The sequence below is a fragment of the Mesorhizobium sp. GW821-FHT04C10 genome (assembly GCF_059420305.1).
The window spans coordinates 7,022,833-7,036,115 of the sequence record NZ_JBWKTL010000001.1 but is presented as its reverse complement, the minus strand read 5'-3'; the positions used below and the strand labels follow the sequence as shown (position 1 = coordinate 7,036,115).

The following is a 13,283-nucleotide window of genomic DNA, read 5'->3' as shown; positions in this document are numbered from 1 at the left end:
CTCGTTTGCTCCGATCAAAGTTCCAGGAAATGGGAGGTCGCCCGTAAGCTCCCTTTCGATGCCGCTCTGCATGATCGAGTTCCTTGTTTTTGTACCTGTTTTTCCGCCGGGGATGCGCCTCCTGCATCCTTCTTCCAGCGACTGCGCTTTGCTACGACGTCCGCTGCCGCCGCTGGCAGTGAACATCGCCCATTGTCTGAGGGAACCGGTGCCGGCCCATGGAAGCCAGTCCGCGTTGGGTATCTCAGGGCAATACAACACCGTCCGGCGAAAACGCCGGCGCGCCGTCGACCTGCCATGTCTAGTTACGCCAGTCCCCTACCGTATCGAAAAAGAGCAAACCAAACCCATCCGCGGACTTGATCCGCGTCGCAAATCCCGCCAATTTAAGCTGGCCGCGTCAGGCTGGGTTAAGGGCCCAGAGGCCCGTCCCTTTCGATGGATCGACATTACCGAAATCGCTGTGGATAGGGCAAGGCCACGTCTAACGGATTTTTAAGGAATCTGGTTACCTCGGGCGCGTCGGAGCGCCATGCCACGGTGGTGTATTTTGACAAAGCCATTGTGATTCAAACCCTTTTCCGGCGAATATGAAAAAGACGGGCCGGCGCGAAATATTCTGAAATAATTTGCTTGACAGCCAGTTGTCCTCCCGCCTCCCCGGGGTGCTGTGGACAAGCTGTGGATGACCACAGGTAACTATTTGAAAAATAATGCTTATTTATGAGAATTAAGAATTCTTAAGCGGATGCTTTTCAAGCGTGCCAACCATCAGCCGACATGCATGTGCCGGCAAAGCATTTCGAAGCTTGGAATCCGCTTTGACCACCGTTTCCGAGTATTCTTTTTAAGTGCTTGCCGGCAAACGAAAAAACCCGGCGTGATCGGCCGGGTTTTACAGAAGATCAGTCTGAAAAGGCGATGTCAGGCAGACAACACCTTGAGGCGCTGGGCCAGGCGCGACACCTTGCGGGACGCTGTGTTCTTGTGGATGACGCCCTTGGTCGCGGCGCGCATCAATTCCGGCTCGGCGGCCTTGAAGGCGGCCTGTGCGGCGGCCTTGTCGCCGGAAGCGAGTGCTTCCTCGACCTGGCGGACATAGGTGCGCACGCGCGAGCGGCGGTTCTTGTTGATCGCTGCGCGGCGGACGATCTTGCGCGTTGCCTTTTTGGCCGAGGATGTGTTGGCCATGATGCCTCTCTTCTGATCTGGTCGGCGCACGCGGCATGCCGCAGGGCGCAAAAAACAAACGGGCAGCCACGGGGCCGCCTCGGTTGGTGCGGCTTATAGTTCAGCTTTTCCGGCGCGTCAACGCTGCCCGGCGTTCTTTTTGGTCGCCGCCCCAGGGTTTCGATCGTCGGCCGGCAACGCTTTACCGATTGGTGAAATTCGGCTTCCGCTTTTCGGCGAAAGCCGCCATGCCTTCCTTCTGGTCTTCGAGCGCGAAAAGCGAATGGAACAGGCGGCGTTCGAACCGCAATCCCTCCGCCAGCGTCGTCTCATAAGAGCGGTTGACGGCCTCCTTGGCCATCATCACCGACGGCAGCGAGAAATCGGCGATCTTGGCTGCAGCCTTGATCGCCTCCTCGAGGAGTTCGCCGGCAGGCACGACCCGCGACACCAGGCCTGAGCGCTCGGCTTCCGCTGCATCCATCATCCGTCCGGTCAGGCACATATCCATCGCCTTCGACTTGCCGACGAACCGGGTCAGGCGTTGCGACCCGCCCATGCCGGGAATGACGCCGAGCGTGATTTCGGGCTGGCCGAACTTGGCCGTGTCGGCGGCAATGATGAAATCGCACATCATCGCCAGTTCGCACCCGCCACCCAAGGCATAGCCGGCCACCGCCGCAATGATCGGCTTGCGCGCCCGCGTGAACTCTTCCCATCCGACGAAGAAGTCCTGGCTGTAGGCGTCCACATAGGAGATCGCCTGCATCTCCTTGATGTCGGCACCGGCGGCAAAGGCCTTGTCGGAGCCGGTAACAACCATGGCGCCAATGCCGGGGTCGGCGCCGAAACCGTTCACGGCTGAGACGAGTTCGGCGAGGATCTGGGAGTTCAGCGCATTGAGCGCCTTTGGCCGGTTCAGCGTGATCAGTCCGACCTTGCCGCGCGTCTCGGTGATGATCGTTTCATAGGCCATGGCTGCTTCTCCTCGCGATCCGGTCTATCTCTTTGTTTTGACGCAATTCCCAAGGGAAAGCGTCATGCGCCCTCCCGGGAAAACAGTTCACTAACTCAGCTCTGACACGTCCGGCAATAGAAGGTCGAGCGTCCGCTCTGCACGATACGCTCGATGTGACCGCCGCAGCCGGGTTTCGGGCAGGGCTGCCCCTCGCGGTCGTAGACGGCGAAGGAGTGCTGGAAGTAGCCCAGCGATCCGTCGGTGTGCACGTAGTCGCGCAGCGACGACCCCCCGGCGGCGATGGCATCGGATATGACAGAGCGGATCGCCTCGGCCAGGCGTTCGCTCTGTTCCCTGGCCTTCTTGCCCGGCTTGGCGATGGTGCCCGCCTCGCGCAAGGGCGACAGGCCGGCACGCCAAAGCGCCTCCGAGACATAGATATTGCCAAGTCCCGCGATCAGCCTCTGGTCGAGAAGTGCTGCCTTGAGCGGCGATCTGCGGCCCTTCAGCAACGAGGCGAGCAGCACGCCGTCCAGCGTATTGCCCGTGGGCTCGACCCCCAGCCCGGCCAGCATCGGATGCGTCTCCGGCGATCCCTCCGCAAAAAGCATGAAACCGAAGCGGCGCGGGTCGTTGAAGATTACGCGCGACAGCGCACCGGCGGCGGAGACCACATGGAACACGACATGGTCGTGCACCGTGCTTTTCGAGCGTTCGTGGTGGAACACGCCTGGTGTGTCGCTGTCATCGTCTGTCTCGATACGAAAGGAGCCCGACATGCCGAGATGGCAGATCAGCAGCGGGCCGTCCTGCACGTGCATGGTCAGATATTTGGCGCGGCGGCCAAGCGCCGTGATCGTCCTGCCGGTCAGCCGTTCCGAAAACCGTTCGGGAAAGGGAAACCGCAGATCCGGCCGTCGCGCCTCGACCCGGGCCAGACGGGCACCTTCCAGGACAGGCTGCAGGCCGCGCCGGACCGTTTCGACTTCGGGCAATTCAGGCATGGCCGCCAATCATCGCATGGAAAGAGGTGCCGTGGCGGCCGGGCGTCAGCCCGAGGTGTTCGGCGACGGTCTCGCCGATATCGGCGAATGTTGTTCTCAATCCGATGTCGCCACCTCTCAAACTGGGTCCCGTGCCGATCACCGGTATGCGTTCACGCGTATGATCGGTCCCACGCCAGGTCGGGTCATTGCCATGGTCGGCCGTCAGGATGAGAAGGTCGCCCTGCCGCAGCCTTGCGAGTGCTTCCGGCAGCCGCCGGTCGAAGGCCTCGAGCGCGGCGGCATAGCCGGCGACATCGCGGCGATGACCGAATTCTGTGTCGAAATCGACGAAATTGGCAAAAACGAGATCGCCATCGCCGGCATCGTCCATCGCGCCGAGCGCCTTGTCGAACATGGCCATGTTGCCGGCGGCCTTGCGCACTTCCGAAATCCCGCGATGGGCGAAGATGTCGCCGATCTTGCCGACGGCGATGACGCGGCTCCCTCGCGCGGTCAGCCGGTCGAGCAAGGTCGGCTCCGGTGGCGGCACGGCATAGTCGTGGCGATTGTACGTCCGTTCGAAGGTCGCGGCGGTTTCACCGACGAACGGCCGTGCAATCACGCGCCCGATTCTGAGCGGATCAACCAGACGGCGCACGACCTGACAGAATTCATAAAGCCGCTCCAACCCGAAATGGACTTCATGCGCGGCGATCTGCAGGACCGAGTCGACGGAGGTGTAGCAGATCGGCTTGCCGGTGCGGATGTGCTCCTCGCCGAACCGTTCGATGATTTCGGTGCCCGGCGCATGGCAGTTGCCGAGAATGCCTGAAACCTCGCCCTCGCGGATCATCGCAGCGGTCAGATCAGCCGGAAAGGCTGGGACCGTATTCGGGAAATAACCCCAGTCGAAACGCACCGGCAGGCCCGCGATTTCCCAGTGGCCGGACGGGGTGTCCTTGCCGCTCGAAACTTCCTGCGCCGCACCATGGAAGGCATTGGCGAGCAGATCCGTCCCGAAATGGGCGAAAGCCAGTCCTGTCGCCGTCTCGGCTGCCTTGCCAAGTCCGAGCGATGCCATGTGGGGGACAAACAGCGGCCCTTGTCGAAGCCGCTCGCGATCCGCGCGCCCTTCGGCGCAAGCTTCAGCGATATGCGCGAGCGTGTTGGCGCCGGCGTCGCCATAGCGTTCGGCATCGGCCGCGCCACCGATGCCGAAAGAATCCAGGACAAAGAGGAAAGCACGCGCCATCGGGTCATTATCGCCAGTTTGGACGCCCAGACATAGGGTTCCACGGCGGCATTGGCAATTCGGAAACCAAACGGCAACGGCTTGGCGCGATAGTCCAGTGAATGTCGCCCAAAAGTGCGCAGCGGTTTTGGGGCAACGACATGAACAGACTCAGAGTGAATGTCGCCCAAAAGTGCGTTGCGGTTTTGGGGCAACGACAAGCTCAATCCAGGATGTAAAGTGTCGCGCGCAGCGGACAATGGATATGGATCGAAGAAAACGCAGGACGGTCTTGTCATGAATGCCGTGCGGAAGGCATGCGCTGCCCTTGTAGCCGTGCACGGGGCGCTTTGGTGTGGTCCGGCGCGGGCCGACTGGCGCGATGATATCGGCACGTTTCGCATCGGTATCGTCGCCGAGCCTGGCGCCGGCAACACCGTTCCGGGGCTGGCGCTGTTGACGCAATCCTTTACCAATGCGCTTGGCATGAAGGTGGAGTTCGTCGTGGCGCACGATTATGCGGCACTGATCGAGGCGCAGTCCAATGCCCGGATCGAATATGCCATCTATTCGGCGACGGCCTACGCGACGGCGCTGCAGCGTTGTGGATGCATTGAGCCGCTTGTGGCTCCGGTCGATTCCGACGGCGCGGCCGGCATCCGCTCCGTGCTGCTGACCAGGGACGGCAAACTGCCCGACCTGGCGGCGATGGAGACGCACCGGATCGCCATGCCGCCGCCGGACAGCGTCGGAGGTTCGCTTTTGCCGCTGGCGGGGCTGGCCGCCGAACACGTCAAGATCGCCGAAGATTCACCGTTTCTGGTCCATGCCGATTCGGCGTCCGCGGCGGAAAAAATGCTCTTCGATGGCCAGGCTGACGCTTTGTTCGGTTGGGTGACGGCGACGGCCGACGGCCAGCCATTGTTGTCTGACGGCACGCAGGCAAGGTTGGAAGAGGCCGGCCTTGCGCCGTCGGCATTTCAGGTCGTGTGGACGTCGGGCTTGCTGAGATACGGTCCCCATGCCGTACGCAGCGATCTCGACCCGGAAGCCAAGCGCCGGCTGACCGTCTTCCTCACCAACCTCAAATCGACGACGCCGGATGTCTACGATCTTCTGGAATCGAAACACTCCGGCGGCTTTTTGACCGTTGCCCCAAAGGACTATGCGACGGCGGAGGCCATCGTGCGCCTGGTGTCGGCTGATGGTGGGCAGCAGTAGAAGTCTTCAGCAATCGCTGCAGGGGATCGTCAGGCTCCTGCGCGGGCGCAGATAGTAGGTCTCGCCCATCGGGATCGTCGTGGTCAGGGATTGGGTCAGTCCAAGCTTTTGTTGGGTGTCCGGCTGCCAGTTGATAATTGGCGAATAGGCTAGGTTGCTCTCGACGCGGATGAGGAAGGTGCCGGCGACCTTGAGCGTTGCCGGAACCGTAGTGGCCGTGCCTGCGGTGGCGCCGACGCTATTGACGCCATTGAGCACCTTGCGCGACCACACCACGTTCACCTTGGGTGGCGTGTCGGTGGTGACCTGTATCGCGGTGATGGTGATGTTCGGCGTCGAGCGGTTGTAGGGCTGGATGGTCGAGGTGCCGATTTGCATGATGGCGTCGAGATCCGCCTTGACGATGGTCGGCTGCTGCGTGACGAGGTCGGCAACCATGCTGCCGATGCGGCTGACCTTCTTGCTGGTCTCGATGGCCTGCGAAGCCTCCATGGTCATGAAGTACATGACCAGCAGGATAGGCACGATAAGGGCGAATTCGACCGCCGCCACGCCCTTGCGATTGGACGAGAATCGAACCAGCTTTCCCCAGGCTCCCGCAAATCTCAGATGTGCCCCCGCACGCATCATGGCATTGCCTTTTTTCTTGTTGGCGTCTTCGAACTCAATTGTCGAACGGTTCGTTCTGCCAGGTGATCGACGCGAAATGCAGCGTCCTGCCACCGCTCAGATTGGCCATCGACTTTGCCATCAGATCGGTCACCACAGGCCATGCGTAGAAGACCCGCAGCATGTTTCTCGATTCCGCCGGACCTGGTGAGTTCGCGAAATCCTGCTGGGTGGTGCCTTGCATCAGAACGACTTTGCCGCCAGCGATCTTGAAGCTCGCCAGGGCCGCGTCGGCGAAAGTCGAATATTGGCGGAGGTCGACGAGCAACTGGTCGGGACAATCCGTGGAGACGATGATCTGCAGTCTGCCGCAGATCAGGGTCGTCAATTTGGTTCCCGCGACATCGGCCGGCTTCAACTGGCCCGTGCGCAACTGGCGCGCGACATCGTCGGTGATGTTGGCCATCACCTCCTGGCCGGCAAAAGAGATGCAACTTTCAAGGATGGCGAACACAAGGAGTGCGAACGGCAATGCGAGCAGCGCGAATTCCAGCGCCGTGCTGCCACGCCGGTCGCGTACGAAGCGCCTGAAAGACCTGGCGCGCTCCACCTTGTGCTGACCTGTCGAGCCGAATTCGTTGCCCATGCCCTGTTCCTGCCATCCCTGGACGGTCCTGACAGGTGTATTAGCGCAAACCAATTGAGGTCCGGTTTGAATGATCGTTAAAGTCGGCGCTAGCGTCTTAACTGGCCGGTAACCTGGACGACCGCCGGGGCCGTGCAGCCTATCTGCTGACGTTCATTTCGGCTTCGGAGGATTTTTCGGCCTCGCTCTTGTAGGAGCTCTCGCAATAAGGCGTGCAAGACATGGTTTGGACCTCTGCACGCCGATAGATGCGAACCGACGAGGCTGCCTGCCGCACGACGGTAACCTGCGCGTCGACGATCGGGCTGCCGTCCTGGTCGAGAACGACGAGATTGGTGACACCGAAACCCTTGCCGGTGAGCACGATCGTCGAGGCGTCCTGGACGGAGGCATCGGCGATTGCCGGGTTGCCGACGACGATCGTGTCGGCGGGGCGCGACAGCTTCACGATCTTGGCCTGATTCATGGTGACTTCTATATCGGCGCCGGCTCTGGCTGGCGTGACCAGGCTCGTGGCGGCAAGAAGCACGGCAATCAGGATTGAGGATCTCTGCACGGCCATCGAGGCGCTCCAAGCAAGCAAACTGTTCAACGGAACATGAACGAGATTGGTGAACCAACGGTTAAGTCGGCTTGCTGGCGCCGGATATGGCGATCGGCACGGCTGCCCGCATGGTCGGATCCGCTCTGGGTCGCAAGATTCCTTAAGCCCTTGCCCTTTGCGGCGTTGGCCTGGGGAACGGTACTTTAGCCGGCGCTTAGCATGGAGTTAACCAAGCACTCCGTTCGAGCCGGGAAAGGAATCGGTAAGGCTGTTTATTAAGCCGATCGAAAGAGCTTCTCCCTAGATTGGCAAGCATCCGATCAACCACCACAGAAGTTGACGGAAGTGCTGTAACACGTGGAGTAGGAGCTCTCGAATGTCTAATCTTTTTGCACGTTTCGTGAAGGACGAATCCGGCGCGACCGCTATCGAATATGGTCTGATCGCCGCTCTCATCGCGCTCGCCATCATCACCGGCGCCGGCGCACTCGGCAATGCGATCAACGCCAAGTTCAGTTCCATCGGAAGCACCCTGAACAGCAGCGGCAGCTGATCTGCTTATTGTTGAACGCTCCGATAGCGTTCCAGACAGGGGCCGCCACATGGCGGCCCCTGTTTTATTCTGTTCGTCCATGTCACTGCCAATACCAGCCATCTTTTCGTTTCGGGCCTCATCAATCGTTAATCGAACGAGCCTAGATTGAGCCCCTTGGAATTCTGACAATAGGCATGAGCGCCGATGCTTGAAGCCCTGATCTTCGTCGTCTTTCCGTTCTGCATGCTGTTTGCCGCGATCTCCGACATGCTGTCGATGACAATTGCCAATCGCGTGTCAGTGCTGCTTGTAGCCGTCTTTGCGCTGGTTGCGCCGCTGACGGGTATGGACTGGGCAGCATACGGTTGGCATTTCGCCGCCGGCGCCCTGGTCCTTGCCGTGACGTTCGGCCTGTTCGCAATGGGTGGCATGGGTGGAGGCGATGCCAAGCTGCTCGCCGCCACGGCCGTGTGGATGGGGTTGAACATCCATCTCGTCGAATACCTTGTTGTCTCGACAATGATCGGCGGCCTGCTGACGCTTGCCATTCTCGTCTATCGGAAGTCGCCGCTGGCGGTGATTACCGGACGCAATCCATTCCTGCGTCATTTCGCGGATGATACGACCGGGGTGCCCTATGGGATCGCGCTCGGTCTGGGCGGACTGCTGACCTATCCGGATTCGCCCTTGATGGTGTGGGCGCTGGCAAGGCTGGCGAGCTGAACGCGATCTGAATTCCGTCACCTTGATCGGGTTGCCCGACCGGCTTTGGAAAGCTCCGGAGGGCCAGGGCCCTCTTTTGCATCCGTGGCGGGGCGATCCAGCTAATTTATGTAAACCTTAAATTAATCACGATCGTAAGCATTGCATTAACCTTGTTTTGACGATTGCCGCTGCAAAGTCCGGCTTGGCTAGGTGGTTTGCCAAGGGCGAGGGTTCGGACAGATGCCAGCATCCCGACTGATTATTCTGAGCGTGGCGGTGGCTGCGGCAGGTGGCGCTGGCTATGTCGCAAAAAACATGGTCGCCGCGCCGCCGCCCCAGATCGTCGTCGATTCGGGTCCCCAGGCTCCTGCCGTACCCCTGCAGGACGTGCTTGTGCTCTCGGGCGATGTCGCGATGGGCAACGCGCTCCAGAACAACATCTCCTGGCAATCCTGGCCGGCCGACGGCGTCAACGCGAATTTCATCACCAAGGCAACCGCTCCCGACGCTCTGGACAAATTGAAGGGGTCGATTGCCCGTGTGCCGATGTACGCGGGTGAGCCCGTGCGGCGTTCCAAGCTGATTGGCGAGGGGCAGAGCTTCATGTCGTCCATCCTGCCTTCCGGGATGCGGGCGGTCGCCACCACCATATCGGCCGATACGTCGGCAGGCGGCTTCATCCTTCCAAACGATTTTGTCGACGTCATCATGACGCGAAGGGCGGATGCGAACAGCGGCAGCACGGGTTTCAACACTGAAACCATCCTCAAGAACATCCGCGTCCTGGCAATCGACCAGACCATCCAGGAGGATGAGGAGGGCAAGAAGACCAGGGTCGGCCAGACCGCCACGCTGGAGCTCACGCCCAAACAGGCGGAGATCATCACCGTTGCCCAGCAGATGGCCGATCGCCTGACGCTGGCGCTGCGGGCGATCACGGACACCCAGGAAAAGAATGTGGACGAGGCCGACTATCTCGTTTCCGGCAATGGCCGCAAGGGAACGGTGAGATTGATCAAGTCGGGTGAAGTTTCCGAAGTAGGGGCAAGGAAATGAGGCTAAGCGGTAAACTGCCGGCAATCGCAGCCGCGGCATTCGGCCTGCTGCTCGTCGGAACGAATGTGCAGGGCGTTGTCGAGGCGAAGAGTACGCAGGTGACGGCTACGACAGCCACGCAGCGCGTCAAGCTGGGCCTCAACAAATCGGTGGTCATAGACTTGCCGAGCGATGCCTACGACATTCTTGTCGCCAACCCAAGCGTCGCCGATGCGGTGACCCGCACCGCAAGGCGTATCTACCTGTTCGGCAAGTCGGTCGGCGAGACCAACATCTTCGTCTTCGGTCCGAACGGCGAACAGATCGCCAGCCTGGATCTGGCCGTCGAACGCGACGTTGCCGGCCTGGAGGGCTACATCAAGCGCTTCCTTCCTACCTCGGCCATCAAGGTGGAACTGCTGAACGACAACGTCGTCCTGACTGGAACGGTCGATACGCCGCTGGATGCGAAGCGAGCGGTCGACCTGGCGACGATCTTCGTCTCGGGCGGTGAAGCGACGACGGGTCAATATTCGCAGACCGCTGCCGGCGGCTCGGCCCAGAGCGGTGTCGACATCAACAACCCAGACCAGGAACGACGCGTCTCGAAGATCGTCAATCTCCTGCAGATCATCGGTGACGACCAGGTCACGCTGAAAGTGACCGTCGCTGAAGTCAGCCGGTCCGTGATGAAACAGCTCGGCGTCAACATGGTCGGCAGTGGCGGCAGCAACGGCATCAGCTACGGTGCGCTCAGTGACCCTTTCGCGGGTCTCGGCAAGCCGCTGTCGAACGCGGGCCTCAGTATCAGTGCGTCGGGGCTGCAGTCCTATATCAACGCAATGGAGCAATCCGGGGTCATGAAGACCTTGGCCGAGCCAACCTTGACCGCCGTATCCGGCGAGAAGGCGACCTTCAAGGTCGGTGGCGAATACAACATGGTGAGCAGCGTCTCCCAGAACGTATCCAGTGACAACCAGACCGGTCTGAAGACCTATACGGTCGACAAGATCGAGTACGGCATCGGCCTGGAATTCCAGCCGGTGGTTCTGTCGCCCGGTCGCATAAGCCTGAAAGTCAGAACCTCGGTTTCCGAACCGACAACCGAGGGGTCCGTGTCGGCCTCCACGGACAATAAGAGTATCGGCATGAACGCACTGTCACTGCGCAAGCGCCTTGCCGATACGACGGTTGAACTGCCCTCGGGTGGCTCCATGATGATCGCCGGCCTGGTTCGCGACGATGTCAGGCAGGCCGTCAACGGCTTGCCTGGATTGACGAAGATCCCCGTGCTCGGCGCGCTTTTCCGCAGCAGAGATTTCGTGCGCAATGAGACCGAGCTGGTGATCATCATCACGCCCTATCTGGCGAAGCCGGTGGCACGCAACGATCTCGCCAAGCCGGACGACAATTTCAACCCTGCCAGCGATGGTGCCGCCATGTTCCTTGGCAAGGTCAATCGCGTCTACGGCACCATGCAGACCGACAAGCCCAACGGCCGGTACCACGGCGTTGTCGGCTTCATCTACAAGTGAATGGGGAAGCGGACATGTCTCAGTCAGCGTTGAACACAAGGAGCATCGCCACGACGATGCGCACCGGCCGTTCGCGGACCAGCCTGCGGGCGCTCCCGATCCTGGCGGTGGCGGTAACGGCCTTGCTGGCCGGCTGCGCCCAGCGCGACAGCATCACCGTCGGAGCCATTCCGGACGACTATCGCACCAATCATCCGATCGTGATCGCCGAAAAGAACCAGAAGATCGATCTTCCTGTCGGCGCCGGCGACCGTGGCATGACCGGTTCGCAGCGCGACACGCTGCTCGGTTTCCTCGACGGCTATGACAAGAGTGCCGCTCCGACATTGACGATCCAGATCCCCAGCGGATCGGCCAATCAGGTCGCCGCGTCGGCGGCGGGCCGCGATTTCGCCCGGCTGGCGGTCGCCAGCGGCGTCAAGCGCAACCGGATCGTCGTGGTTTCCTATCAGGCTGGATCGAGCGAGGCATCGGCACCGGTTCGCGTCTCCTATATCGCGGTGAGAGCCCAGACCGACAAATGCGGGCGCTGGCCCGACAATCTGGTCGAGACATCGGAGAACAAGCACTATGCCGACTTCGGCTGCTCCTATCAGAACAATCTCGCCGCTCAGATGGCCAACCCGGCCGATCTGCTCGGGCCGCGCAAGCAGAGCACCATCGACGCGGAAAACCGCGGCGCGGTGATCGATGTCTACCGCAACAGGGGCATTTCGAATGAATTCCTCGGCAATTCGGAAGTGAGCTACTAAGCCGCCCTTGGGAAAGAGAAGACACGGAAAGAACAGGCCACGGAAAGAGCATGACCATGAGCAACCTTGCCTATGACGCCACCGTGGACGGCGGTGACACCTCACCGCAGGACATCGCCGCGATGCAGGCGTTGCGGCCGGTGCCCCGCATCTCGATCCAGGCATTCTGCGAGACCGAGGGCGTTGCCAATCCGGTCGAGCGCGCCGGCGAGGACCGCCGCATGACCAAGGCGCATCTGAAGGTCCATATGGGCGGCGTTCCCACGGCCATCGAATTCTATCAGTCGGCACCGACGCCGAACCTGATCCTGCTGGAATCGCGCAGCGAACCCAAGCAATTGCTGGAGCAGCTCGCCCAGCTCTCGGAACACTGCGATCCATCCTCGAAAGTGGTGGTTATCGGCCATTACAACGACGTCGGTCTCTATCGCGAGCTGATCCGCTCCGGCATCTCCGAATATGTCATCGCTCCGGTGTCGATGGCCGACATCGTCAGTGTCGTGTCGTCGATTTTCGTCGACCCTGAGGCCGAACCGCTCGGCCGTTCGGTGGCCTTTGTCGGCGCCAAGGGCGGCGTCGGCTCTTCCACCATCGCCCACAATGTAGCCTGGGCAATGTCCTCCCTGTTCAAGTCCGAGGTCGTCGTTGCCGACCTCGACCTCGCCTTCGGCACGGCCAACATCAATTTCGACCAGGACCCGGCACAGGGCATTGCCGAAGCGGTGTTTTCGCCCGAACGCATCGACGAAGTCTATCTCGACCGGCTGCTGACCCAGTGCGCGGAGCACCTGTCGCTGCTCGCGGCGCCCTCGACGCTGGAACGCGTCTACGACTTCGATCCCGATGCCTTCGCGCAGCTTGTCGATACAGCGCAGCGCAGCGTACCGCTTCTGGTGCTGGACGTTCCCCATGTCTGGACGGGCTGGGCCAAGAACACGCTGGTCAAGGCCGACGAGATCGTCATCACGGCGACGCCGGAGCTGGCCAATCTGCGCAACACCAAGAACCTGATCGACATGCTCAAGCGGCTGCGCCCCAACGACCCGCCGCCGAAGCTCATCATCAACCAGGCCGGCGTGCCCAAGCGGCCGGAAATTTCGCCGTCCGATTTCGCCGAGCCGCTCGGCCTGACGCCGATGGCGGTCATCGGCTTCGATCCTTTGCTGTTCGGCAATGCCGCCAACAACGGGCGTATGCTGGGCGAAATGGATGCCAAGAACCAGATTGTCGCGACCATCAATGAGATTGCCCATGTGCTCACCGGGCGAAGCGAAATCCGGACGAAAAAGAAGGCTGGCCTGGGCAGCCTGCTCGGCAAGCTCTCGCGCAACAAGAAGTGATGCTTTGGAACCGGTA

At 61.0% G+C, this 13,283-nt stretch carries 15 protein-coding genes; 7 read left to right on the top strand and 8 right to left on the bottom strand.

All coding sequences use genetic code 11. The features are described 5' to 3' along the window. From AC07UC_RS33565 to AC07UC_RS33545, 5 genes are all read right to left on the bottom strand, one after another. The coding region (locus AC07UC_RS33565; protein WP_494908866.1) for a hypothetical protein at positions 1-186 on the bottom strand (186 nt) is incomplete at its 3' end. Positions 187-924: 738 nt separating this feature from the next. After that, on the bottom strand, positions 925-1,191 hold the full coding sequence (gene rpsT / locus AC07UC_RS33560; RefSeq protein WP_056569958.1) for a 30S ribosomal protein S20: 267 nt from the start codon (positions 1,189-1,191) through the stop codon (positions 925-927). Positions 1,192-1,372: 181 nt separating this feature from the next. Further along, positions 1,373-2,146 (bottom strand): enoyl-CoA hydratase, encoded by a 774-nt coding sequence (locus tag AC07UC_RS33555; protein ID WP_140775479.1) that lies wholly within the window; start codon positions 2,144-2,146, stop codon positions 1,373-1,375. A gap of 95 nt (positions 2,147-2,241) precedes the next feature. Continuing rightward, the gene (gene mutM, locus AC07UC_RS33550; RefSeq protein WP_202324664.1) at positions 2,242-3,132 is read right to left on the bottom strand and encodes a bifunctional DNA-formamidopyrimidine glycosylase/DNA-(apurinic or apyrimidinic site) lyase; all 891 of its coding nucleotides are present in this window, start codon (positions 3,130-3,132) and stop codon (positions 2,242-2,244) included. After that, positions 3,125-4,366: a phosphopentomutase gene (locus tag AC07UC_RS33545; RefSeq protein WP_494908865.1), complete on the bottom strand. Its 1,242-nt coding sequence runs from the start codon at positions 4,364-4,366 to the stop codon at positions 3,125-3,127. The genes mutM and AC07UC_RS33545 overlap by 8 nt, the downstream gene beginning before the upstream one ends. Positions 4,367-4,642: 276 nt before the next feature. On the opposite strand from AC07UC_RS33545, the gene AC07UC_RS33540 reads away from it, so the two are divergent. After that, positions 4,643-5,566, top strand: a complete 924-nt coding sequence (locus AC07UC_RS33540; RefSeq protein ID WP_494909033.1) for a phosphate/phosphite/phosphonate ABC transporter substrate-binding protein — start codon at positions 4,643-4,645, stop codon at positions 5,564-5,566. Between the two features lie 6 nt (positions 5,567-5,572). On the opposite strand, the gene AC07UC_RS33535 is transcribed toward AC07UC_RS33540, so the two are convergent. From AC07UC_RS33535 to AC07UC_RS33525, 3 genes are all read right to left on the bottom strand, one after another. Further along, positions 5,573-6,196, bottom strand: coding sequence for a TadE/TadG family type IV pilus assembly protein (locus AC07UC_RS33535; RefSeq protein WP_140775475.1), 624 nt, complete (start codon positions 6,194-6,196; stop codon positions 5,573-5,575). A 34-nt stretch (positions 6,197-6,230) separates the two neighbouring features. After that, on the bottom strand, positions 6,231-6,821 hold the full coding sequence (locus AC07UC_RS33530; RefSeq protein WP_140775474.1) for a TadE/TadG family type IV pilus assembly protein: 591 nt from the start codon (positions 6,819-6,821) through the stop codon (positions 6,231-6,233). Positions 6,822-6,960: 139 nt separating this feature from the next. Further along, positions 6,961-7,383 (bottom strand): pilus assembly protein N-terminal domain-containing protein, encoded by a 423-nt coding sequence (locus AC07UC_RS33525; RefSeq protein ID WP_140775473.1) that lies wholly within the window; start codon positions 7,381-7,383, stop codon positions 6,961-6,963. A 358-nt stretch (positions 7,384-7,741) separates the two neighbouring features. Here AC07UC_RS33525 and AC07UC_RS33520 point away from each other — a divergent pair, with 358 nt between their 5' ends. The 6 genes from AC07UC_RS33520 (at position 7,742) to AC07UC_RS33495 (ending at position 13,267) form a co-directional block, all read left to right on the top strand. Next, the gene (locus AC07UC_RS33520; protein WP_202324661.1) at positions 7,742-7,918 is read left to right on the top strand and encodes a Flp family type IVb pilin; all 177 of its coding nucleotides are present in this window, start codon (positions 7,742-7,744) and stop codon (positions 7,916-7,918) included. 186 nt (positions 7,919-8,104) lie between these two features. Beyond that, positions 8,105-8,623, top strand: a complete 519-nt coding sequence (locus AC07UC_RS33515; RefSeq protein ID WP_202324660.1) for an A24 family peptidase — start codon at positions 8,105-8,107, stop codon at positions 8,621-8,623. A 222-nt stretch (positions 8,624-8,845) separates the two neighbouring features. Then, positions 8,846-9,661: a Flp pilus assembly protein CpaB gene (gene cpaB, locus AC07UC_RS33510; protein ID WP_140775471.1), complete on the top strand. Its 816-nt coding sequence runs from the start codon at positions 8,846-8,848 to the stop codon at positions 9,659-9,661. After that, positions 9,658-11,175 (top strand): type II and III secretion system protein family protein, encoded by a 1,518-nt coding sequence (locus tag AC07UC_RS33505; protein ID WP_140775470.1) that lies wholly within the window; start codon positions 9,658-9,660, stop codon positions 11,173-11,175. Before cpaB ends, AC07UC_RS33505 begins: the two co-directional genes overlap by 4 nt. 14 nt (positions 11,176-11,189) lie before the next feature. Then, a complete protein-coding gene (locus tag AC07UC_RS33500) occupies positions 11,190-11,927 on the top strand; it encodes a CpaD family pilus assembly protein (RefSeq protein ID WP_494908864.1) in 738 nt (245 codons plus the stop codon). 50 nt (positions 11,928-11,977) lie between these two features. Next, complete coding sequence (locus tag AC07UC_RS33495; RefSeq protein ID WP_494908863.1) at positions 11,978-13,267, top strand: CpaE/TadZ family protein; 1,290 nt, start codon at positions 11,978-11,980, stop codon at positions 13,265-13,267. Positions 13,268-13,283: the final 16 nt, after the last annotated feature.